Raw genomic sequence first — 21,824 nt, forward strand, 5'->3', positions numbered from 1 at the left:
CTGTATGACAAGTACCGATACTAAAAAAACTTCCATACCAAACACTCTGACCATCGCCGGCATGGATCCTTCCGGCGGGGCCGGGATTTTGGCGGATGTAAAAACGATGAGTGCGCTCGGTACCTATGCATGCGCGGTGGTCGCTGCACTGACTGCCCAAAATACGGTCGCGGTCACTGATATTGCACCTGTCAACCCTCAATTCGTTCGTCAGCAGATAGATACCCTCTTTGCCGATGTCATGATTGACGCAGTCAAAATCGGCATGCTTGGTCAGACCGGCGTCATTGAAGTCGTTGCTGATCGGCTCGGACACTACGCCCCACGACATATTGTCCTGGACCCGGTTATGGTCGCCAAAAGCGGTGACCTGCTGCTCGAACAGAAGGCAGTCGGCGCACTGCGTGATCAGCTTCTTGCTCAAGCAACATTGCTCACTCCAAACTTGCCTGAAGCCGGTGTCCTACTAGAAATGCGCCAAGTCGAAACAGTCAAGGAAATGCGCCGTGTCGCAGAGCGCCTTCGCGAGATGATGAGCCATCAAGGCCAGCGATGGGTACTGGTCAAAGGCGGCCATCTTCCGGGCAACGAAACTATCGATCTTTTGCACGATGGGGACAGAATGATCGAATTGCCCGGGCATAGAATTCAAACTCGCAATACGCACGGGACCGGCTGTACATTGTCGGCAGCACTTGCTGCCCTGCTGGTGCGCACTTCGGACGTACCTCATGCGGCAAAGTTAGCAAAAGAATATTTAGTCGGTGCTATCGCCCACGCAGATATGCTTGCAGTAGGCCGTGGGCACGGCCCTTTGCACCACTTCTTTCACTTGTGGAAGCAATCCCCCTTACAATAAGGGTTTGCCTCAATCCAAATCTTGTACCGGCTCATGAACGCATCAAACTTGCCCAAAATCGAAATCGCCCGCTTCAACATGATCGAGCAACAAATCCGACCTTGGGATGTTTATGACGCCAGGGTCCTTGAAGCGTTGACGCAAGTTCGTCGCGAACAGTTTGTTCCTTCCGCTTATCGGGCGCTGGCATTTGTAGATATGGAAATTCCGCTGATTGTTCAATCCGCGGACACGAATCAAACAATGCTTTCCCCCAAGATGGAAGCGCGTCTTGCGCAAATGTTGCTTCTCAAGCCTGATGACTGCGTACTGGAAGTTGGAACCGGCTCGGGTTACCAGGCAGCCATGCTTGCCTACCTTGCCCGGGAAGTGACATCAATCGAAATCGATCCCAGGCTGGTTGCCTTTGCTCAACAAAATTTGCATCAAGCACAGATCAAAAATGTACATATCGAGACTGGTGATGCCAGCAATGGTTGGGGCACCACTGAATACGATGCCATTTTGGTAACAGGTTCGGTACCAGCCATTCCTGATACCCTGAAGTATCAATTGCGTGTTGGTGGGCGCATGATCGTCATCGTCGGTCAAGCACCTGCCATGACTGTTTATCGCATTACGCGCACCACGGCAGCCAGCTTTGAAACCACTCCCTTGTTCGAAACGGTGATCAAACCATTAACGGGTCCGATTGTCTCACTCTTCAAGTTCTAAGAGGCTTGCCGGATCTTTGTCACCAATGCAGTCGTAGACCGCGCAAATTCGAACGGTATTGCAACCGCCCGACCGCCCCATGATTCGACAAGTCGCGTCTCGGGTAATTTGGTCATATCGTAATCACCACCCTTAACGATCAAATCGGGACGAAGTTGTGCGATCAACTCGTAGGGTGTGTCCTCTTCAAAAATCGTCACCGCAGTGACACACTCCAAGGCGGCTAGCAACGCGGCCCGATCCTGAGCTTGATTCAGGGGCCGATCAGGACCTTTACCCAGACGTTTTGCAGACGCATCAGAATTAACGGCAACAACCAGTGCACCTCCAAGCTGGGCGGCGCAATCAAGATAGGTCACATGGCCCCGGTGCAAAATGTCGAAAACACCGTTGGTGAAAACAATTGGTCCAGGCCACACTCGTGATGCGATTTTTGTCGCACACTCTTGCGGCGTCAGGATTTTGCTTTCGAATCTGGCTTTCATTTCTTCTTGTTGCCCGTGGAAAATCAGGCGCCAGGGACGATTAATGGACTTGGGGCGAGCACAACTCCGGTTGCAGAGCGAATCAAGTCTTTGCGATAGCGGTTTAGGTCCTGAACCGTTTTGAACGAATGGTCCAGCAATAACGACATATTGTGAAGAATACGCGTTGAAACTTTTCCCTCCCAAACCTTATCGAACAGAATCTGTGTATCCAGCCACCGCTCAAGCCAACCCGGCTCCGGCAATTTCGACTGGACGGTATCTTCTGGAAACATATCTTTGTTGACGTGAAGATTGGTCGGATGAAGGGCTTGCGGGGTGCGATGCGCCGAGGCCATCAACACACCGATTTTGGCGAAAGCGAGCCGGGCCTGCTCGCCAATCGCTTGACCGCGCTGAGTCAGCGCACGTTTCATATATCGTAAATATGCGCCAGCATGGCGCGCTTCGTCTTGAGAAATGATTTTATAAATTGCCTTGATCACCGGCTCGGTATGCCAATCCGCCGCGCAGCGATACCAATGATTCAAACGCACCTCACCACAGAAGTGCAGCATTAATGTTTCTAGTGGAGGGGCAGGATCAAAATCGAAACGCACCTTATGCAACTCTTCTTCCGTTGGCATAAGATCAGGCGCAAACCTTCTAAGGTATTCGATCAAAACAAGCGAGTGTTTTTGCTCTTCAAAAAACCAGACGGACATAAAGGCCGAAAAATCGCTGTCATCACGATTGTCTCGCAGAAACATCTCCGTTGCGGGTAACGCGGCCCATTCGGTGATCGCATTCATCTTAATTGTTTGAGCCTGTTCATCGCTAAGCTTGCTGCGATCGAAATCCTGCCATGGAATATCTGTATCCATATTCCAGCGCACCGACTCCATCGATTTGAACAATTCTGTGTAGAGCATAAATATTGACCTGAGAGATTGAGGCGGATTTAGCGTATCAAAGCCCAAATTGCGACCGCTAACGCTACGGCTGCCACGCCGGTTACTGCCATTAACAAACGATTACCCTGCTCCCGCGCGACACGCATGCGTTGCAGCTCGGAAAGCACTTGTCCTGATACATCGGGACGACTTAACTGCGAATGAATCAGTCTTGGCATCTCGGGCAACCATTGCGCCCATTGCCCGGCTTCTTGAGCAATCTTTTGACGAAGCCCCCTTAAACCTACCCGCTCATGCATCCAGTTTTCGAGGTAAGGCTTCGCAGTTTTCCACAAGTCTAACTGTGGATCAAGTTGCCGTCCTAATCCTTCGACATTCAGAAGGGTCTTTTGAAGCAATACCAATTGAGGCTGAATCTCGACATTAAAACGGCGAGATGTCTGAAACAATCTCAAAAGCACCTGTCCGAGTGAAATTTCTGCCAAAGGACGATCGAAATAGGGCTCACAGACAGATCTGACAGCGCCTTCAAGCTCCTCTTCCCGCGTAGTGGGAGGTACCCAACCGGACTCGATATGCAATCGCGCCACTCGACGATAGTCCCGCTGGAAAAATGCCAGAAAATTTTGTGCCAAGTAATTCTTGTCAAATTCGGACAACGAACCAACTATACCGAAATCAAGGGCGATATAGCGCCCAAGCGTCTGGGGTTGATCGGACACATAGATATTGCCCGGATGCATGTCCGCATGAAAAAACCCGTCAGTAAATACCTGAGTAAAGAAAATCTCGACACCCGTTCGAGCCAGTGTAGGAATGTCGACCCCCGCAGCACGCAAACGATCGATTTGTCCAACCGGGATGCCGTACATCCGCTCCATGGTGAAAACCGTGCGGGCGCAGTAATCCCACATCACTTCAGGAACAGCGAGCAAATGTTCTCGACCACTTGCAGCGTCGAAGTTGCGGCGTAATTGACTGCAATTTGCCGCTTCTCTCAATAAATCCAGTTCATCATGCAGATGCTTGTCGAATTCGCCCACGACTTCCCGCGGCTTAAGACGACGCCCGTCCGGAGCCAGTCGTTCAATGAGTGCCGCAAGCGCACGCATTAACGAAAGGTCCTTATCGATTACCTCCAGAATGGCCGGACGCAATACTTTGACAGCGACATGGCGACCATCATGAAGCACGGCAAAGTGAACCTGAGCGACAGAGGCCGATGCAACCGGCTTTGATTCAAATTCTGCGAACAACTCGGAAGGATGCCGACCGAGTGCCTCCTTTATGCAGGCTGCTGCGATTTCCGAAGGAAAAGGGGCAACGCGGTCCTGTAACAGCGTCAGTTCGTTGGCAATGTCAGGAGGTATGAGATCTCGCCGGGTTGAAAGCACTTGTCCGAACTTGACAAATATCGGCCCCAGGGATTCCAGGGCAAGTCGTAGTCTCTCCCCTCGTGGCGTAACGGGTCGCGAGCCCAAGCGAACCAGCCAGAGCAATCGAAAAGCGATAGGGTGATTGATGCCGGACAGCACAAGTTCATCCAGACGGTATTTCCAGACGACGCGAGCGATACGCCATAAGCGCGGCAGTGAAATCATGCCTTGAACCCCTTGCCCTTGCGTTGATTTAGTCGCTGAATTCTGGCGGCAAGCGTGGCCTGTTTTGCCTCAAGCGCATTGAGCAATTGGCTCATGCGCTCTTGACTCGAAATATGCATCAGCATCGCTGGGCGTCCCAATAAAGCATTGGTTTCCTCGGAAAGGTATTCGGCGGTATTGCGCGCCAGACTCTGAGATCCGCTAGCGAGTGTGCTGAACAATCCCTTTACGCCTCTGACGATGCGTCCTGCCGGCAAGTCACCCACCCAATGTGCGAGGGCATCTTCGGGATCGGGCCGCAAATCACGCGCAAGATCGGACACAACCTGCGCCAGAGCGGCTTGCCCGGAGATATGGACAAGCTCGGCGACATCCTGACGATCATGAGGATCAAACAGCCTTGAAATCGTTATTTTTGAAGGATCAATTTCTAGCACGACATCCGGCACAATGGCATCATCGGATTGCTCCAGTTGACCGTTTGCATCAATTGTCATTGACACTGCGAATCCGCTCAAACTGACTTTGACAGTTTTGCCGGCATGTCGCGCCAATCGCTGAGCCGCCCAAGGCTGCTGTGTTGTGAGCAGATTTAAACTTGCGGCGATCAACCGAACAGGATGTGGCACACCCGATGTCAAGGCTGGAAACTTAAAAGAGCGCACGTGGGAAAATTCGAATCGGAGATTAATAGGGCTAATACGGTAGTTTAACTGCGGAATGTGACGATTTTTAATTAAAACGAACCATCAGACACGGAAACGCCCGCTTTGTGCGGGCGTTTCCATTTGGCCATTAAAAATTATTTAACTAGCGTGTTCCACCGGAATCTGCTGGATACCAGCCAGCAACCATCCACCTTGCTCCGGTTTAAACAGATTCCAAACTTCTTCGAAGCGGAATGCTTCAGCACCAACCTGTTCGCGCAGCATGCCCGAGAATCGTACGCTAGCAAGATGACCATCCGTAACCTTCTCGATTCCCAGCAACTCGGCATTCAGCATCACCACTTCGGTGTGGTTTTCGCCGTTGCGACCCGCCAACTGAGGTTGAAGCTCTTTGGCCAAATCATCGGTCAGGAAGTTACGCAATTGGCTCACATCGCCGCTGTCCCAAATTTTTTGAATGGCAACAAACTGCTGCTTTGCCTCTTGCAGAAAACGCGGCGTATCGAAATCGGAAGGAATAAACCAGCTCGCCTCAGAATGGGCGAATGTGCCTGAACCGATCGGTGCTGCTGCCGACGAGGCCTGAGGCGCTGTGTAAGCAGGTGCTGCGGACTCACGCAACATACCCGTATCCTGAGGAGCGCCGGCTGAACCCGCTGCCTGATAAGCAGGACGCGAAGCACCGCCACGCAACATCCGAATCACGAACATTACGCCGAACACGACAACGGCAGCCAATAATGCCATCACGAGAAAATCGGCTACAGCACCCGACATGCCGAAGTGCGATAACAATGCAGCAATTCCCAAGCCGGCTGCTATACCGGCCAGAGGACCCAGCCAGCGGGAAGCGCCGGAAGGTTTGGGAGTCGCCGCAGCAGGCGCAGCAGCTGCAGGTGCTGCTGCTGGCTTAGCAGGCGTAGCCGTCGAGGTTGTAGCAGGCGCAGTCTTTTTCGTGACATTGGAAGACTGTCGCCCAGAGCTTGAACCACCTCCGACTCGGGCAGCATCGGCATCCAGCGGTATAACCGTCATGGCAGCGCCACCGGTCACTATCAGTGCGGCAACAAGAAAACGGGATAGATAACGAGACATGTCGTGCTCCTAAGCGAAAGTTCGCTTTGTGAATAAGAGGCCAGTACCACTCAATCTGACTGGAAGCTGAATCTTACTGAAAGCTGAACAAGATTGAAAGAAGTAGATTCAACTTATTTCAAATAGTTCAAAAAAACGACAGTCCCTAAAAATAACAGGGCAAATGACTGCTCAAGACAGTTTGACGCCTTCGTGCAGGGCCGTCAGCCCGGCAGAAAGATTGAAATATTGCACACGTTCAAGCCCAGCCTGAGTAAGCATGCCCTTCAAAGTCTCCTGATCCGGATGCATTCGGATGGATTCCGCCAAATATCTGTAGCTGTCGGCATCTCCAGCGACTTTTTTCCCAAGCCAGGGTAATACCTTAAACGAGTACCAGTCATACGCCGGCGCAAGGGGCTTGGCAATTTTGGAAAACTCCAGAACAAGTAATTTTCCGCCCGGCTTAAGGACTCGCGCCATTTCCGCTAGCGCTCGATCTTTATGAGTCATGTTTCTTAAGCCAAAGGCTACGGATACACGATCAAAATAATTGTCAGGAAAGGGCAAAAACTCGGCATCGCACACAGCGGCGGGAGTAAGCACACCTTCGTCCAGAAGGCGATCACGCCCCACGGTCAACATCGAACTATTGATGTCCGTCAGCCAAACCTCGCCCGTGGCGCCTGCCTGGCGGGCAAAAGCGCGCGCCAAATCCCCAGTTCCTCCGGCGATATCCAAAACCTTCATGCCGGGTCGCACAGCGGCACGCCCGATTGTGAAATGTTTCCAAACCCGGTGCAAACCGGCTGACATCAAATCATTCATGACGTCGTAACGTTCAGCCACGGAGTGAAATACCTGGGCCACTTTGCCGGCTTTTTCGGATTCGGCAACAGTCTGGTAGCCAAAATGTGTGTTTTTATCGGACATTGAACTTATCCAGAAACTTAACGTGTGTAATGCCCTCCATTATCGCAGTTAGTTTGCGATGCGGCTTTCAAGACCCTTGGATTTCAGCAAAGTGTCATAAACATGACACATTCGCGCCATATGATTCCTCTATATACACGCTTCCTAATTTCTTTAAGCCTCTCCACGTTCAGGCCATATTCACATGTCAAGCACCATTCTCGTCGTCGAAGATGAACCTGCCATCCAGGAGTTGATCGCGGTCAACTTATCATTTGCGGGTCACAAGGTATTGCGAGCCTTTGATGTTTCGCAGGCCGAGACCTTGATACGAGCGGAACTTCCCGACCTGATTCTGCTGGACTGGATGTTGCCTGGCGCATCTGGTCTGACATTGGCGCGCAAGTTACGCAGCGATGAGCGCACCCGCATGGTTCCGGTCATCATGCTGACAGCCAAGGGAGCCGAACAGGACAAGGTGGACGGATTGGAAGCAGGGGCGGATGACTACATTACCAAGCCCTTTTCGCCCAAGGAGCTCATGGCACGTATCAAGGCAGTGCTGCGCCGTCGCGCGCCCCAGCTGACAGACGATATGATCGAAGTCGAGGGGCTTCGGCTCGACCCCGTAGCGCATCGCCTCACTGGGCGCGGACAGCCTCTTGCCATCGGCCCGACTGAATTTCGCTTACTACATTTTTTTATGACTCATCTTGAGCGCGTTTTTTCACGCGGTCAATTGCTGGATCAAGTTTGGGGTGACCATGTATTCGTCGAAGAGCGCACAGTCGATGTCCACATTCGAAGGTTACGTAAAGCGCTTGAACCAACCGGGCACGATCTCCACGTCGAAACGGTCCGAGGCAGCGGATATCGTTTTACCGCACAAATACCGGCTCGCTGACAACTGATTTGGTTTAACTGAATCAAGTGCGAAAATACACTGCATGAGCTGGCAACGAACTCTTGTCTTCTTTCTGGTTTGCACATTCTGCGCCGTTGGCATCGAGTATGTATTCAATACCTCGATCGGATGGGTGCTGCTGGCCCTTGCCTGCGGAATCATCCTCGTCTACAGACGCCATCAAGCTGTTCGCGTTGGGGCATGGCTTACGAACATTGATCTCGACCCTCCCGCCGATGTGGGACCGTGGGACGATCTGACGGCGGCGCTATATCACCAAAACCGTCAGCAAAAGGCGTTGATTGCCGAACTGCGTCAAACCAATGAGGCATTCATGTCGGCCGCAATGGCATTGCCGATTGGTGCAGTTACCTTGAATAAAGATTTTCAGATTCGATGGTTCAACCCTGCGGCCGAAAGCCAGCTTCACCTCAAAGTTAACCAGGATATCGGTCAGAGTGTTTTGAATCTTTTACGTTCGCCCGAATTCATCGCCTATGCTAACCAGCCTAGCTGGCCGGATCCCATTGTTCTGACGCGGTCGAGTGGTGCCACAGAGCAGCGCATCATGCTTAGACTGATTCCCTACTCAACCGACATGCTTTTGCTGATTACACGCGATCTGACGCAAATCGAAAAGCTTGAGACAACCCGCCGGGACTTTGTCGCCAACGTTTCGCACGAGATGCGCACGCCGTTGACCGTGCTGGGCGGATTTCTGGAAACCTTGATGGATGCGCCTAAAGATGCTTTCACACGGGAACAAATCCATCACTATCTGAATTTGATGCATGAGCAGTCAAATCGCATGCAGGCGCTCGTTGCGGATCTTCTTACCTTGTCGGATTTAGAAACATCGACTAGCCGGGACCAGGAAGAAGTCGACATGCCGCTTTTGATCCAGAACGCGCGCCAGCAAATCGAAGCCCTTTCGGGTGGCAGACATCGCTTCGAGTGGAATATCGCTTCGAACCTGAACCTCTTCGGGCAAAGCACCGAACTCAGCTCCGCGATTACCAATCTGTTGACCAATGCAGTACGTTACACACCGGATGGCGGACTTATCAACGTCAAATGGTCAAGCGATCCTGAAGGAAGGGCAATTTACAGCGTCTCGGACACCGGAATAGGAATTGCATCCGAACACTTGCCCAGATTGAGCGAGCGTTTTTATCGCGTCGACCGTGGTCGTTCACGGGAAGTGGGCGGAACGGGTTTGGGGTTGGCCATCACGAAACATGTGGCCATGCGCCACGACGCAGACCTGAAGATACAAAGCAAGCTGGGACAAGGCAGTACCTTCTCGTTAGTCTTTCCCTCAAAGCGGGTACTGATACCAAATTAGCAACAGTGTGAACAGGGTGGCAAGTCGATACTCGGCCGCATGTGATAAACGTCTGTTTATCCGAAGAGAAAAGGCATACACTTTGGCAACTAAATTCGCTTAATTTTTTATTCTTGTGCCCGCTACGCCTAACTCAAAGAGAATTTCACGCCCACCCTTTAGCATCCGTGCCCAAGGCGATCGCTGCCTAAGCTTGGACTTCGGCGACGAAATCGATCAAAAAATCGGCTTGATATGCTTATCCGCCTCTGCCGCTATTCGAGAAGCGCGCCTACCGGGCGTCACGGATGTCGTTCCGTCCTACACCGCGGTGGCCGTGCATTACCAGCCATCGAGCGATGCGCCTGACTTGAGCTTCGATAGCCTATCTAAAATCATCACCGACTTGATCGACCAAGGCCTACCCGAAGTCAACACATCCAGCCGTGAAGTCGAGGTGCCGGTTTGTTATGGTGGCGAGCATGGGCCGGACCTTGCCGATGTGGCACGCAAAACCGGCCTGACCGAAGCCGAAGTCATTGCGCTGCACACTGCGCCTGGCAGCATGGTTTTCACGCTTGGTTTCGCTCCGGGATTGCCGTATATCGGCGTGCACGATCCTCGGTTTGCCATTCCGAGACGAGATGTTCCGCGCACGGCGGTTCCCCGTGGGTCCGTCGCTATCGCGAATCGACAAACCTCGATTTATCCCAATCTGCTTCCAGGCGGATGGCATATTCTTGGCGCAACCCCGATGCAAATGTTCGATATGCACCGCGACCCGCCAAGCCTGCTGATGCCGGGTGATCGCGTTCGTTTTGTGTCCATATCTAAAGAAGAGTTCGATCGAATCGCCGAGCAACAAGGGACTGCGGCGCACTCGGGATTAAAAGCATGAGCATTCGCGTTATTAAACCCGGCATGCAGTCGAGCTTTCAGGATCTGGGAAGGACCGGTCATCAGCACCTCGGCATGCCTGTAGCAGGAGTGATGGACGCCCGCTCTCATCAGCTGGCCAATATACTAGTCGGCAACGATGCGGACATGGCCAGCCTGGAAATTACATTGACAGGCCCCACTCTGCGATTTGATGAAGCCTGTTGCATCGCACTATGCGGTGCGGATTTAAGCGCCACACTCAATGCCGAGCCCCTTGTCATGAACAGGCCCCTGATCGTACGCCCGGGCGATGAAATCGCCTTCGGAGCGCGTCGATCCGGAACCCGTAGCTATCTCGCTGTGCATGGGGGCTTCGACATTGCGCCGGTACTGGGCTCGCAGAGCACCTTCATCCGTAGCGGCATCGGCGGATTTCAAGGCAGGGCCCTTAAGCGTGATGACGAAATCGATTTGCGGCGACCTTTAGCCAACAAAAATCTTGAAAATCTTGCGATGGACCTGTGGGACATTCGAGTCTATTTGCCTTCACCCGTCGCGCAAACAGTCAGGTCAAGCATTCGCATCATCACGAGCGCGCAATGGTTCGATTTCACACAAGCGAGTCGTGACTCGTTCGTGAATGAAACATTTCGGATCAGTCCCGAATCGGAGCGCATGGGATATCGCTTGCAAGGTCCGCACATATCCCTCACCACGCCGCGCCAGATGATTTCCGAAGCGGCTACATTCGGCACCATTCAAGTTCCTGCCGGAGGCGCACCGATTATCCTGATGGCAGACAGGCAAACAACCGGCGGCTACCCCAAAATCGCATATATTGCGAGCGTAGACCTGCCCTTGCTTGCCCAGATGGGCCCGGGCGACACAATACGATTTGAAATCATTTCTCTCGAGCAGGCACAAGAACTCGATCGCGCACGTGCGCGCGCGTTTGATGACTTGAAAGATACGCTTGCCCCCATCCGATCTCGTCTTCTTGCGCACTGAGGCTACCAATATGAAATTACGTATCGATCTGAACTGCGACATGGGTGAAAGTTTTGGCGCATGGAAAATGGGCAATGACGAAGCGATCATGCCGTATGTCACCTCCGCCAATATCGCTTGCGGATTCCACGCTGGCGACCCTGCGACAATGCGCAAAACCGTTGCGTTAGCGATTAAGCATGGCGTAGCACTGGGTGCGCATCCGGGACTGCCTGATCTGCAGGGGTTTGGCCGTCGCAATATGGCGATCACCGATCAGGAAGCCTATGACATGATGGTCGTACAGATTGGCGCGCTAGCTGGGGTGGCCGCATCGCAAGGCGCCAAGTTGAGGCATGTCAAAGCACATGGCCAGCTTTACAACATGTCGGTCAAAAACGAAGGATTGGCGCGCGCATTGGCTCAAGCAACTTACGATGTCGATCCCAACCTGGTGTTTTTCGGTCTGGCCGCCTCAAAAATGCTCGATATCGCCGCTTCGGTCGGTTGCAAGGTAGCAAGCGAGGTCTTTGGCGATCGCAGTTACATGCCCGATGGCACGTTATGTCCGCGCAACCTGCCGGGCGCCATGATCACGGACGTTGATGTGTCGATCAAACAGGTCCTGCAAATGGTGCAGACGGGAACCTTGACAGCCAATGACGGATCAATCGTCAAGCTACGGGCCGATACCCTTTGCGTTCACGGAGACCAACCGGGTGCAGTCGCCTTCGCCAAGGCAATACGCGAAGCCCTGCAACGCGAGGGAATCGAAGTAGGTGTTTAGGCAAATCGCTGGTTCAACCAGCGATTAAACCAGCACCCTTTCGATTCCGCCCTGATTGGCTTTGGCGACATACTCCTCAAGCCATTGTTCGCCCAGAACCCGGCGCGCCATTTCGACCACGATGTAGTCGGCCTTGGCCCCGGTATCCCCTTCATATCTGGACAAGCCTTGAAGACAAGATGGGCAAGAGGTCAACATCTTGATGTCGCCATTGAACCCATCCGCACGGATTGAGGATGTGTTCTTATCCAGCTCTTCTTCCTTGCGGAATCGGATTTGTGTCGAGATGTCGGGGCGTGTCACAGCTAAGGTACCCGACTCTCCGCAACAGCGATCCGTTTTGATCGTCGCCTCGCCCACCAGAGCGCGCACAGTCTTCATCGGATCCTGAAGCTTCATCGGACTATGACAAGGGTCGTGATACATATAACGCGTCCCTTCGATACCATCCAATGCAAGCCCTTTTTCGAGCAGATATTCGTGAATATCTATCAAGCGACAGCCGGGGAAGATTTTCTCGAACTCATAACCGGCAAGCTGGTCGTAACAAGTACCGCAACTGACCACAACCGTTTTGATATCCAGATAATTAAGCGTGTTGGCAACCCTGTGAAACAGCACGCGATTATCCGTCATGATCTGTTCGGCCTTGTCCTGCATGCCATTGCCGCGCTGGGGATAGCCGCAACACATTGCACCTGGCGGTAAAACAGTCTGCACACCGGCATGCCAGAGCATGGCCTGTGTCGCGAGTCCGACCTGAGAAAACAGTCGTTCCGAACCGCAGCCGGGAAAGTAGAACACCGCCTCGGTTTCGGCCGACATAGCCGGATTACGGATGATCGGCACGTAGTTTGCATCTTCGATATCAAGCAGTTTGCGAGCCGTCTGCTTGGGCAGGCCACCAGGCAATTTCTTGTTGACGAAGTGAACAACCTGCTCTCGAATCTTTGGCTTTCCGACCGTAGCCGGTGGACTTGCGGTCTGCTTGCGCGCGAACTTTGACAGCACGTCATGTGCCGCACGCTGTATCTTGTAGCCAACGCCGATCATTGCGGCTCGTGTCGCATTGATCGTGGCCGGATCCTTTGCGTTCAAAAAGAACATCGCAGCCGTCGTACCGGCGTTGAATGATTTATGTCCCATACGACGCAATAAAGCGCGCATATTCATCGAAACATCGCCAAAATCTATATCAACCGGACATGGGTTGTAGCATTTGTGGCAGACGGTGCAATGATCCGCGACATCCTCGAACTCCTCCCAGTGCTTCAGGCTGATGCCGCGACGGGTTTGCTCTTCGTACAAAAAGGCCTCGATCAGCAGCGAGGTCGCCAGAATCTTGTTACGAGGCGAATACAGAAGATTGGCTCTAGGTACATGTGTCGCGCAAACAGGCTTGCATTTACCGCATCGCAAACAATCCTTGATTGAGTTGCTAATCGCACCGATATCGCTTTGTTGCATGATGATGGACTCATGGCCCATCAGACCGAAACTGGGTGTCCACGCATGACGCAAGTCAGCACCAGGCATCAGCTTGCCGGCGTTGAAATGATCGTTCGGATCGATTTCGCGCTTGTAATTCTGAAAAGGCAATAGCTCGGCTTCAGTCAAAAATTCATACTTCGTCAAACCGATGCCGTGTTCCCCCGAAATGACTCCATCCAGATCGCGTGCGATCTTCATGATGCGCACAACGGCGTCATTCGCCTCCTGAAGCATTTCATAATCGTCGGAGTTGACCGGAATGTTCGTGTGAACATTGCCATCGCCCGCGTGCATATGAAGCGCGACAAAAACCCGGCTCTTGAGCACCTTGTCATGAATAGCTTGCAACTCTGTCAGGACAGGAGAAAAATCATTACCGCCAAACAAACCGTCCAGTTCGCACTTGACTTCCGCTTTCCAGGAAATCCGCAAAGTACGATCTTGAACCACATCAAACAATCGGGCATTTGGCTGAGCAATCAGGCGATCCGTCAAAACCGGCTCAAGAGGCTCGAGTCCGTGACTTATCAGTGCCGGCAGCGCCTCGGCCAACGGCAAATCCAGATGGTCCAGCACCCACTGCCAACGATCGCGCACACGATTCAACAATTCGATCGCATTACGACGTCTTTCATCCAGCGCTTCTTCGAGAGATACGCCCTCTTCGGTGCTGCGATCCAACTTGGCGATCGGCAAATGGCCGGCAAGCATCGTCTGCAGCGCATCAAGCAGCTTAAGCTTGTTGCGCGTCGAAAGTTCGATATTGATTCTCTCGATATGATCGGTATATTCACCCATGCGCCCCAGAGGGATCACTACGTCTTCATTGATCTTGAAGGCATTGGTATGGCGGGCGATTGCGGCGGTTCGCGACCTGTCGAGCCAGAATTTTTTACGGGCTTCAGCGCTGACGGCAATAAAACCCTCTCCATGACGCGTATTAGCCAGGCGCACGACTTCGCTTGTTGCCGCGGCAACAGCTGCCTCATCATCACCGACGATATCGCCGATCAGCACCATTTTGGGCAGGACGCCCCGCTTGCTCTTTGTCGAATAGCCAACCGCTCGCAAGTAACGCTCATCGAGATGCTCAAGTCCTGCAAGCAACGCGCCACGATCCCGGCCAGAAGTATCCAGATAATTCTTGATTTCGACAATCGAGGGAATCGAATCCCGTGCCTGACCAAAAAACTCTAGGCAGACCGTACGCGTATGCGATGGCATCCGATGCAGCACCCATCTCGCGGCTGTGATCAGCCCGTCGCAACCTTCCTTCTGAACACCGGGCAATCCAGCAAGAAATTTATCGGTCACATCCTTGCCAAGACCAACTTTGCGGAAGTGAGCTCCAGCAATCTCGATTGTTTTAGTGCGCAGGACACGTTCCCCGGCGGGGTAAGCGCCATCTGACCAGCTCAACTCGAAGCGAACAAGCTTTGCATCATGAATTTTGCCCAGATTGTGATCAAGACGCGTCACATCCAACCAGTTTCCATCTGGGTCAACCATCCGCCACCAGGCCAGATTGTCTAGCGCAGTACCCCACAAAACAGCCTTTTTACCGCCCGCGTTCATGGCAACGTTGCCACCAACACACGAAGCTTCCGAGGAGGTGGGATCGACGGCAAAAACAAACCCGGCATGCTCCGCCGCCTCGGACACACGCTTGGTCACCACGCCCGCGCCAGCTCGCACCGTTGCGACCTGGGCAGCAACGCCCGGCAACGATCCGATCTCTACCTTACCCAATGTGTCGAGCTTTTCCGTATTGATTACAACCGACTTCCAGGTCAGCGGAATCGCACCACCCGTGTAACCAGTACCGCCACCCCGTGGCACAATGGTCAAACCAAGTTCAATACACCCCCGCACCAGCGCCGCGATTTCTTCCTCGCGATCGGGGGTTAGGACAACAAAGGGATATTCGACACGCCAATCGGTCGCATCGGTTACATGCGAGACGCGCGACAAGCCGTCGAACTTGATATTGTCTTTTGCAGTCAATCGTCCAAGTACTTTGTTCACCTGACGTCGCAACTGCGCCGTGACCTCGAAACTGCTTTCGAATGCGCGTATTGCCGCATGAGCCCGATCAAGCAATCCGGCTACTTTTTCATCGCGACTGCGCTCGTCCTCACTGCGCCCGGTTGACCGTCTCTTGTCGATCTCGCCAAGCCTGTGCTCCAGCGCTTCGACAAGCAATTTGCGGCGCTTGGGATTGTCCAGCAAATCATCCTGCAGATAGGGATTGCGTTTGACAACCCAGATGTCACCCAATACTTCGTAAAGCATCCTGGCCGACCGGCCGGTCCGCCTTTCGCCACGCAAATCCGACAATAACGCCCAGGCATCATCTCCGAGTAGCCGGCAGACGATTTCACGATCCGAAAAGGATGTGTAGTTATATGGGATCTCACGCAAACGTGACTGGGGGTCAGTCGGCAAAGCCGCGCTCAAAAGATGGCTATCAAAGGGGGCATTCATGATTATGCGGTTGGGGTAAGCCCTTAAAGCACCATTTTATGCGATTGGAAAGAAAACCAGGTAATAACCCCATTGCGAACCAGATACGCATCACAAAGCAGGCATCATGGGCAGGATCAGGCCGGTCATCACTGCGTAGCGGGCGAATTTACCAAGGGCAATGAATAAAAGACAAGGCCAAAAGGGTAAGCGCATCCAACCCGCGACTGCACAAAGCGGGTCGCCTATCAACGGCAACCAGGACAGCAACAAGACAGGGGGGCCGTAATGCCTCGTCATGCGTAGCGCCCGGCTGCGCCAGCGATCGGGCTGCTGTGAGTCCGCAAAGCCATGGATTGCGGACTCTGGCGTGGGCGATTCGTGCCGCAGCCGCTCTAAAGCACGGTGAGCGCCAACCCCCATCCAGAATGTAATGACTCCGCCAAGTGTGTTGCCAATCGTTGCGATCACCAATGCCGGCCAGAACATATCGGGCTGAAGCATCAAATACCCCAGAAGAGCCGGCTCAGATCCCATCGGCAGCAAAGTGGCTGCCAACAGGCTAATGGCGAAAATCGCACCAAGCCCCAGATAGGGCAAGGCCAGCATGGCATTAAGGGACTGCAAGATATCTTCCAGATCTAATCCTTTTCATCTCTGATGGGCATGAGCCGACGCATGGGATAATGCCTTTTTCAGCATCAAGTCATTCGCCCGAACACAGGAACAACATGTCGACCGACTATCTAAAGCGTATTCTGACCTCCAAAGTGTATGACGTTGCTGTCGAAACACCACTGGAAATCGCGCCTCAGTTATCTGCACGAACCGGCAATACGATTCTACTCAAGCGTGAAGATACTCAGCCGGTTTTTAGTTTCAAATTACGGGGCGCCTACAACAAAATGGCGCATCTAAGCCCGCAGGCTTTGGCCAGAGGGGTCATAGCCGCGTCAGCAGGCAACCACGCCCAGGGCGTCGCCCTGTCAGCCCGTCGCCTGGGGTGCAAGGCCATGATCGTCATGCCCACCACCACCCCCCAAGTCAAAATCGATGCCGTTCGCGCATTGGGCGGTACCGTTGTGCTACATGGCGAAAGCTTTACAGATGCTTACGAGCATGCAACTGAACTGGAAAAGAAGCACAAACTAACTTTTGTCCACCCCTTTGACGACCCGGATGTCATCGCCGGTCAGGGCACCATAGGCATGGAAATCCTGCGACAGCACGCAGGTCCCATCGATGCTATTTTCGTTGCAATCGGAGGAGGCGGACTCATCAGCGGCATTGCGGCCTATGTCAAGCAATTACGTCCTGAAATCAAGGTCATTGGCGTGCAGACCATCGATTCGGACGCAATGGCGCGTAGCGTCAAATCAGGACGACGCATCACACTGGCCGAGGTCGGACTATTTTCTGACGGCACAGCCGTGAAACAAGTCGGAGTCGAAACATTTCGGCTGGCGCGAGAATACGTCGACGATTACGTTCTAGTGGATACCGACTCAATCTGCGCGGCGCTCAAGGATGTATTCCAGGATACCCGTAGCGTGCTGGAGCCAGCAGGTGCGCTAGCACTGGCCGGTGCCAAACAATACGCACTGGACAACAAACTTAAGGGCAAGACTCTGGTGGCGATCGCCTGCGGCGCAAACATGAACTTTGATCGGCTTAGATTCGTCGCGGAACGCGCCGAGGTCGGCGAAGATCGGGAGGCCGTATTCGCCGTCACCCTTCCCGAACAACGCGGCAGCTTCAAAGCGCTTTGCCAGCTCGTAGGCAACCGCAACGTCACCGAATTCAACTATCGCATTTCAGACTCGGCCCTAGCACACGTTTTTGTCGGAATCCAAGTTCAAAGCCCCTCGGAACAAGACAAAATCGCAGCCAATTTTCGCAAAAATGGTTTCGCCACGCTGGATCTGACTCATGACGAAATGGCCAAGACCCATCTGCGCCACATGGTGGGGGGGCGATCGAGTCTAGCCAACAACGAGCTACTCTATAGATTCGAGTTCCCTGAGCGGCCCGGGGCATTGATGCGCTTTTTGAACTCGATGAAACCGGACTGGAATATCAGCTTGTTTCACTACAGGAACCAGGGTGCCGATTACGGCCAGATCCTGATTGGGATTCAAGTTCCTGCGGGAGACAAAAAAGCATTCAAGGCATTTTTGGATGAACTCGGCTACCCGCATTGGAACGAGACCGACAATCCGGCTTACAAGTTATTTTTGTAAATCTACATTCGACAAATACTGAAAAACGGGGTCTCAGTCTTGGCGATTTCGGCAGAGCCTCCGAGTTCCGGCAAGTCGATAATCGCAGCTGCTTCAATCACGTTTCCGCCGAGTTTTTGAAGCAGCTTGATCGCTGCCAGCATTGTTCCTCCGGTCGCAACCAGATCATCAATAATGAGTACGCGCTGCCCCGGCTTGACCGAGTCGGCATGCAATTCAACTGATGCCTCGCCGTATTCGAGCGAATAGGATTGACCAACAGTTTGAGACGGCAGCTTGCCTTGCTTGCGCACCGGAACAAAGCCCACATTCAAGGCATAGGCGAGCGCGCTTCCGAAAATAAATCCGCGAGCGTCAATTCCCACAATCAGATCAAGACGCCGGCGCATATAACGGTAAACAAATAAATCGATCAGCGCCCTGAAAGCCAGCGGATCTTGAATCAGTGGCGTGATATCGCGAAACAATATGCCGGGCTTAGGCCAGTCGGGCACATCACGGATTAAGCCGCGCACCAAATTCACTGTTTCGATCGAGGGATTTTGTGCATTCATTTGACAATTACACCGGATGAAACACGTTTCGCTTTGGCGCGCGCGGCGTCCACAGAATCCGCGAGCGCCAATCCAACCCCCATACGACGCTTTACAAATGACTCAGGCTTGCCGAACAGACGTAAATCCGTCCCCGGTTCGTACAAAGCCTGCGCAACACCTTCAAATGAAACACTCTTGGCTTCTTTGCCACCATAAATCACGCTGCTTGCGGCAGGAGCGCGTAGCGTCGTATCGACAGGTAATCCCAACAGCGCCCGGGCATGCAGCTCGAATTCGTTTTGGAACTGGGAAATCAGCGTGACCAATCCGGTGTCATGCGGTCGCGGACTCACCTCGGAGAACCAAACATCATCTCCCGCGACGAAAAGCTCGACGCCAAAAACCCCTTGCCCACCCAACTCACCGGTCACTTTCAATGCGATCTCACGCGCCCGCAGAAGAGCCGTGGACGACATCGGCTGGGGTTGCCAACTTTCGACGTAATCGCCATCCACTTGCAAATGACCGATGGGCTCGCAAAATCTGGTTTCAATCCGGCCATCCGCCCCTACGGCACGAACCGTCAGCAGCGTAATTTCGTAATCAAAATCAATAAATCCCTCGACAATAACCTTTCCCGCGCCGACTCTTCCGCCCTCTTGAGCATACTTCCAGGCTTTTTCGATATCTTCCGGTCCGCGAAGCACGGACTGGCCTTTACCTGAAGAAGACATGACAGGCTTGACCAGGCATGGAAATTTCACCACAGCAGTTGCTTGCGCGAGCTCTTCGACAGACTCGGCAAAGCGGTATGGGGATGTAGGCAAGACCAATGTTTCTGCTGCCAGGCGCCGAATGCCCTCGCGGTTCATTGTCAATTGAGCGGCACGCGCAGTGGGGGTCACACGGGCCAATCCTGCGGCTTCGATTTCAGCAAGCACATCCGTTGCAATGGCTTCGATCTCGGGCACAATGATGTGCGGACGCTCTTGAGCGATCAATGCGCGCAACGCATCGCGATCCGTCATGGCAATCACATGTGCCCGATGTGCGACCTGTTGACCCGGAGCATCGGCATATCGATCGACCGCGATCACCTCTACACCCAATCGTTGCAAAGCGATGATGACTTCTTTGCCAAGTTCGCCAGAACCAAGCAGCATGACGCGCAAACCCTTGTCCGACAGGGGCGTACCCAGAGCTGCGACAAAAGGTTGAACGGGGGTAGGCAATACGGAAGTCGAACTTGCTGTCATATACACACGTCCTATGCAGGAACCGGATCAAAATCAAACGCTCAGAGTGCCACACAGGCGAAGCGCGTGCAACTACCCGCACTCCTCGCGAACAGATTAAAATGAACTTATGTCCTCCGCGCAACCTACCCTCAACCCATCTTCCCATCCAGCTCCGTTGGATGCGGATGAGCGTGCTCGAGCCGCCAAATCGGCGATGAATACCTTACAAGTTGAAGCGCAAGCAATCCTTGATCTTCAATTGCGCATAGGGGATGCCTTCGCCGACGCAGTCAATTTCATGCTCGGGTGCAAAGGCCGTGTTGTAGTCTGCGGTCTGGGCAAAACCGGGCATGTCGGCCGTAAAATTGCCGCTACGCTAGCATCCACGGGCACACCATCCTTTTTTCTACATGCCGCCGAAGCCGTTCATGGGGATATCGGCATGATAGGTTCGCAGGATTTACTGATTGCATTGTCTTATTCCGGTGCAGGTCAGGAACTGCTCACCATTCTTCCTGCCGCCCACAGGCTGGGGATTAAAGTCATCTCCATGACCGGCAACCCCCAATCCGAGCTTGCACGCCTATCGGACGTACACATTGATGTCAGTGTCGCGCATGAAGCCTGCCCGCTTAATCTTGCCCCCACTTCAAGCACAACGGCGTGTCTGGCCATGGGAGACGCGCTAGCGGTGGCTTGCTTGCAAGCCCGTGGCTTCGGAGCGGACGATTTCGCCAGATCCCACCCCGGAGGTGCGCTAGGACGCAAGTTGCTGACTCGGGTCTCGGACATCATGCGCCAGGGAGACGCACTGCCTCGCGTCACTGAGGACGCCACTATTTTTAACGCACTCGAAGAAATTTCCCGAAAGGGAATGGGCATGACCGCCGTTGTTGCCCCTTCCGGAAAAGCCGTTGGCATTTTTACCGACGGCGATTTACGCCGTCTGATTGAGCGGTGTGGCGATATTCGCCAGTTATCTATTCGTGATGGCATGCACCCGAACCCGCGACATATTTCCTCTGATGCGCTCGCAGTTGATGCGGCAGTGATCATGGATGAACACCGGTTAAATCAGATGCTGGTCGCCGATGGAGACGGCAGGTTGATTGGCGCTTTGCATATGCATGACCTGATGGCTGCAAAAGTTGTCTGAGTCGATTACGAAATGAACAAAATTCAACCTTTCCCCCACCCTGCCGAAGCGCTTGTTCTGGCGCGCATTGCCGAACCTTTGCGCAAACGCCTTTCGCACCTGCGCATGATGGTGTTCGACGTGGATGGAGTCCTGACCGATGGTAGCCTTTATTACGGTGACCAAGGTGAAGTGTTCAAGCGCTTTCATTCACTCGATGGTCACGGGCTAAAAATGTTGCAGATCAGCGGCATCAAAGTTGCACTCGTCACAGGCCGTGAAGGCCCCATCGTGGACCGACGCGCAGCCGAACTCGGCCTAGGCGATGTCATGCAAAACGTGCGAGACAAAGGGGCAGCACTACTCAGCCTGGCAGCCAAACACCGTATCGAGCTTGAGCACATCGGCTTCATGGGCGACGATCTGATTGACGTACCCGCAATGCAACGCGCCGGGTTTGCCGCTACGGTGCCCGATGCCCCTGCCTACATCGCTCAGGCGGCGCATTGGGTTGCCACCCGCAGCGGTGGCATGGGAGCGGCTCGCGAATGTTGCGACCTGATATTGGCTTCGCAACAAAAGCTCGGCGGTTTTTTTCAACCGGGCCGGCTTGGCACCGGTGCGGTTCAATAAC

Annotated in this window: 20 protein-coding genes; 10 read left to right on the forward strand and 10 right to left on the reverse strand. The window is 53.5% G+C overall.

The window, feature by feature from the left end:
* Nucleotides 1–4 precede the first annotated feature (4 nt).
* Together thiD and G3I67_RS03180 are read left to right on the forward strand one after the other, a co-directional pair.
* Nucleotides 5–859 carry a bifunctional hydroxymethylpyrimidine kinase/phosphomethylpyrimidine kinase gene (gene thiD / locus G3I67_RS03175; RefSeq protein ID WP_163651543.1) on the forward strand — a complete coding sequence of 285 codons (855 nt, stop codon included), beginning with the start codon at nt 5–7 and terminating at the stop codon, nt 857–859.
* A 33-nt stretch (nt 860–892) separates the two neighbouring features.
* Entirely contained in the window at nt 893–1,573 is a 681-nt protein-coding gene (locus tag G3I67_RS03180; protein WP_163651544.1) for a protein-L-isoaspartate O-methyltransferase family protein, read from the forward strand.
* Here the strand turns inward: G3I67_RS03180 and rfaE2 are convergent.
* The 6 genes from rfaE2 to ubiE form a co-directional block, all read right to left on the reverse strand.
* Nucleotides 1,570–2,058, reverse strand: a complete 489-nt coding sequence (rfaE2, locus tag G3I67_RS03185; RefSeq protein WP_163651545.1) for a D-glycero-beta-D-manno-heptose 1-phosphate adenylyltransferase — start codon at nt 2,056–2,058, stop codon at nt 1,570–1,572. The two genes, G3I67_RS03180 and rfaE2, sit on opposite strands and share 4 nt — an antisense overlap.
* A gap of 23 nt (nt 2,059–2,081) precedes the next feature.
* Nucleotides 2,082–2,969 carry a ferritin-like domain-containing protein gene (locus G3I67_RS03190; protein WP_163651546.1) on the reverse strand — a complete coding sequence of 296 codons (888 nt, stop codon included), beginning with the start codon at nt 2,967–2,969 and terminating at the stop codon, nt 2,082–2,084.
* A 29-nt stretch (nt 2,970–2,998) separates the two neighbouring features.
* Nucleotides 2,999–4,552: a ubiquinone biosynthesis regulatory protein kinase UbiB gene (gene ubiB, locus G3I67_RS03195; protein ID WP_163651547.1), complete on the reverse strand. Its 1,554-nt coding sequence runs from the start codon at nt 4,550–4,552 to the stop codon at nt 2,999–3,001.
* Complete coding sequence (locus tag G3I67_RS03200; RefSeq protein ID WP_163651548.1) at nt 4,549–5,217, reverse strand: ubiquinone biosynthesis accessory factor UbiJ; 669 nt, start codon at nt 5,215–5,217, stop codon at nt 4,549–4,551. Before G3I67_RS03200 ends, ubiB begins: the two co-directional genes overlap by 4 nt.
* A 141-nt stretch (nt 5,218–5,358) precedes the next feature.
* Nucleotides 5,359–6,315: a Tim44 domain-containing protein gene (locus G3I67_RS03205; RefSeq protein WP_163651549.1), complete on the reverse strand. Its 957-nt coding sequence runs from the start codon at nt 6,313–6,315 to the stop codon at nt 5,359–5,361.
* 171 nt (nt 6,316–6,486) lie between these two features.
* The gene (gene ubiE / locus G3I67_RS03210; RefSeq protein WP_163651550.1) at nt 6,487–7,227 is read right to left on the reverse strand and encodes a bifunctional demethylmenaquinone methyltransferase/2-methoxy-6-polyprenyl-1,4-benzoquinol methylase UbiE; all 741 of its coding nucleotides are present in this window, start codon (nt 7,225–7,227) and stop codon (nt 6,487–6,489) included.
* A 184-nt stretch (nt 7,228–7,411) separates the two neighbouring features.
* On the opposite strand from ubiE, the gene phoB reads away from it, so the two are divergent.
* The 5 genes from phoB to G3I67_RS03235 all read left to right on the forward strand — a co-directional run bounded on the left by phoB (nt 7,412) and on the right by G3I67_RS03235 (nt 12,087).
* Complete coding sequence (phoB, locus tag G3I67_RS03215; protein ID WP_163651551.1) at nt 7,412–8,110, forward strand: phosphate regulon transcriptional regulator PhoB; 699 nt, start codon at nt 7,412–7,414, stop codon at nt 8,108–8,110.
* Between the two features lie 43 nt (nt 8,111–8,153).
* Entirely contained in the window at nt 8,154–9,455 is a 1,302-nt protein-coding gene (phoR, locus tag G3I67_RS03220; protein ID WP_163651552.1) for a phosphate regulon sensor histidine kinase PhoR, read from the forward strand.
* Between the two features lie 115 nt (nt 9,456–9,570).
* The gene (pxpB, locus tag G3I67_RS03225; protein WP_163651553.1) at nt 9,571–10,332 is read left to right on the forward strand and encodes a 5-oxoprolinase subunit PxpB; all 762 of its coding nucleotides are present in this window, start codon (nt 9,571–9,573) and stop codon (nt 10,330–10,332) included.
* Nucleotides 10,329–11,321, forward strand: a complete 993-nt coding sequence (locus G3I67_RS03230; RefSeq protein WP_163651554.1) for a 5-oxoprolinase subunit C family protein — start codon at nt 10,329–10,331, stop codon at nt 11,319–11,321. The genes pxpB and G3I67_RS03230 overlap by 4 nt, the downstream gene beginning before the upstream one ends.
* A gap of 10 nt (nt 11,322–11,331) precedes the next feature.
* On the forward strand, nt 11,332–12,087 hold the full coding sequence (locus G3I67_RS03235; RefSeq protein ID WP_163651555.1) for a LamB/YcsF family protein: 756 nt from the start codon (nt 11,332–11,334) through the stop codon (nt 12,085–12,087).
* A 24-nt stretch (nt 12,088–12,111) separates the two neighbouring features.
* Here G3I67_RS03235 and G3I67_RS03240 read toward each other — a convergent pair whose 3' ends face one another.
* Together G3I67_RS03240 and G3I67_RS03245 are read right to left on the reverse strand one after the other, a co-directional pair.
* Nucleotides 12,112–16,062: a DUF3683 domain-containing protein gene (locus G3I67_RS03240; protein ID WP_163651556.1), complete on the reverse strand. Its 3,951-nt coding sequence runs from the start codon at nt 16,060–16,062 to the stop codon at nt 12,112–12,114.
* A 90-nt stretch (nt 16,063–16,152) separates the two neighbouring features.
* Complete coding sequence (locus tag G3I67_RS03245) at nt 16,153–16,650, reverse strand: YqaA family protein (RefSeq protein ID WP_163652082.1); 498 nt, start codon at nt 16,648–16,650, stop codon at nt 16,153–16,155.
* Nucleotides 16,651–16,727: 77 nt separating this feature from the next.
* Here G3I67_RS03245 and ilvA point away from each other — a divergent pair, with 77 nt between their 5' ends.
* A complete protein-coding gene (gene ilvA, locus G3I67_RS03250) occupies nt 16,728–18,281 on the forward strand; it encodes a threonine ammonia-lyase, biosynthetic (RefSeq protein ID WP_163651557.1) in 1,554 nt (517 codons plus the stop codon).
* A gap of 2 nt (nt 18,282–18,283) precedes the next feature.
* On the opposite strand, the gene G3I67_RS03255 is transcribed toward ilvA, so the two are convergent.
* Nucleotides 18,284–18,835 carry an adenine phosphoribosyltransferase gene (locus G3I67_RS03255; protein ID WP_163651558.1) on the reverse strand — a complete coding sequence of 184 codons (552 nt, stop codon included), beginning with the start codon at nt 18,833–18,835 and terminating at the stop codon, nt 18,284–18,286.
* Complete coding sequence (gene purT, locus G3I67_RS03260) at nt 18,832–20,073, reverse strand: formate-dependent phosphoribosylglycinamide formyltransferase (RefSeq protein WP_163651559.1); 1,242 nt, start codon at nt 20,071–20,073, stop codon at nt 18,832–18,834. The genes G3I67_RS03255 and purT overlap by 4 nt, the downstream gene beginning before the upstream one ends.
* A 196-nt stretch (nt 20,074–20,269) precedes the next feature.
* Here purT and G3I67_RS03265 point away from each other — a divergent pair, with 196 nt between their 5' ends.
* Both G3I67_RS03265 and G3I67_RS03270 read left to right on the forward strand, forming a co-directional pair.
* On the forward strand, nt 20,270–21,211 hold the full coding sequence (locus G3I67_RS03265) for a KpsF/GutQ family sugar-phosphate isomerase (RefSeq protein WP_235931686.1): 942 nt from the start codon (nt 20,270–20,272) through the stop codon (nt 21,209–21,211).
* Nucleotides 21,212–21,223: 12 nt separating this feature from the next.
* A complete protein-coding gene (locus tag G3I67_RS03270) occupies nt 21,224–21,823 on the forward strand; it encodes a KdsC family phosphatase (protein ID WP_163651561.1) in 600 nt (199 codons plus the stop codon).
* Nucleotide 21,824 lies beyond the last annotated feature (1 nt).

Origin of the sequence: Sheuella amnicola, assembly GCF_010499255.1 — a bacterium.
In the GTDB taxonomy this organism is placed as follows: Bacteria; Pseudomonadota; Gammaproteobacteria; order Burkholderiales; family Burkholderiaceae_B; genus Zwartia; species Zwartia amnicola.

What these genes read in the sequence shown, in the direction of transcription:
- thiD (WP_163651543.1), top strand. Translation starts at nt 5, where the DNA reads ATGACAAGTACCGATACTAAAAAAACTTCCATACCAAACACTCTGACC.
- G3I67_RS03180 (WP_163651544.1), top strand. Translation starts at nt 893, where the DNA reads ATGAACGCATCAAACTTGCCCAAAATCGAAATCGCCCGCTTCAACATG.
- rfaE2 (WP_163651545.1), bottom strand. Translation starts at nt 2,058, where the DNA reads ATGAAAGCCAGATTCGAAAGCAAAATCCTGACGCCGCAAGAGTGTGCG.
- G3I67_RS03190 (WP_163651546.1), bottom strand. Translation starts at nt 2,969, where the DNA reads ATGCTCTACACAGAATTGTTCAAATCGATGGAGTCGGTGCGCTGGAAT.
- ubiB (WP_163651547.1), bottom strand. Translation starts at nt 4,552, where the DNA reads ATGATTTCACTGCCGCGCTTATGGCGTATCGCTCGCGTCGTCTGGAAA.
- G3I67_RS03205 (WP_163651549.1), bottom strand. Translation starts at nt 6,315, where the DNA reads ATGTCTCGTTATCTATCCCGTTTTCTTGTTGCCGCACTGATAGTGACC.
- ubiE (WP_163651550.1), bottom strand. Translation starts at nt 7,227, where the DNA reads ATGTCCGATAAAAACACACATTTTGGCTACCAGACTGTTGCCGAATCC.
- phoB (WP_163651551.1), top strand. Translation starts at nt 7,412, where the DNA reads ATGTCAAGCACCATTCTCGTCGTCGAAGATGAACCTGCCATCCAGGAG.
- phoR (WP_163651552.1), top strand. Translation starts at nt 8,154, where the DNA reads ATGAGCTGGCAACGAACTCTTGTCTTCTTTCTGGTTTGCACATTCTGC.
- G3I67_RS03230 (WP_163651554.1), top strand. Translation starts at nt 10,329, where the DNA reads ATGAGCATTCGCGTTATTAAACCCGGCATGCAGTCGAGCTTTCAGGAT.
- G3I67_RS03235 (WP_163651555.1), top strand. Translation starts at nt 11,332, where the DNA reads ATGAAATTACGTATCGATCTGAACTGCGACATGGGTGAAAGTTTTGGC.
- G3I67_RS03240 (WP_163651556.1), bottom strand. Translation starts at nt 16,062, where the DNA reads ATGAATGCCCCCTTTGATAGCCATCTTTTGAGCGCGGCTTTGCCGACT.
- G3I67_RS03245 (WP_163652082.1), bottom strand. Translation starts at nt 16,650, where the DNA reads ATGCTGGCCTTGCCCTATCTGGGGCTTGGTGCGATTTTCGCCATTAGC.
- ilvA (WP_163651557.1), top strand. Translation starts at nt 16,728, where the DNA reads ATGCCTTTTTCAGCATCAAGTCATTCGCCCGAACACAGGAACAACATG.
- G3I67_RS03255 (WP_163651558.1), bottom strand. Translation starts at nt 18,835, where the DNA reads ATGAATGCACAAAATCCCTCGATCGAAACAGTGAATTTGGTGCGCGGC.
- purT (WP_163651559.1), bottom strand. Translation starts at nt 20,073, where the DNA reads ATGACAGCAAGTTCGACTTCCGTATTGCCTACCCCCGTTCAACCTTTT.
- G3I67_RS03265 (WP_235931686.1), top strand. Translation starts at nt 20,270, where the DNA reads ATGAATACCTTACAAGTTGAAGCGCAAGCAATCCTTGATCTTCAATTG.
- G3I67_RS03270 (WP_163651561.1), top strand. Translation starts at nt 21,224, where the DNA reads ATGAACAAAATTCAACCTTTCCCCCACCCTGCCGAAGCGCTTGTTCTG.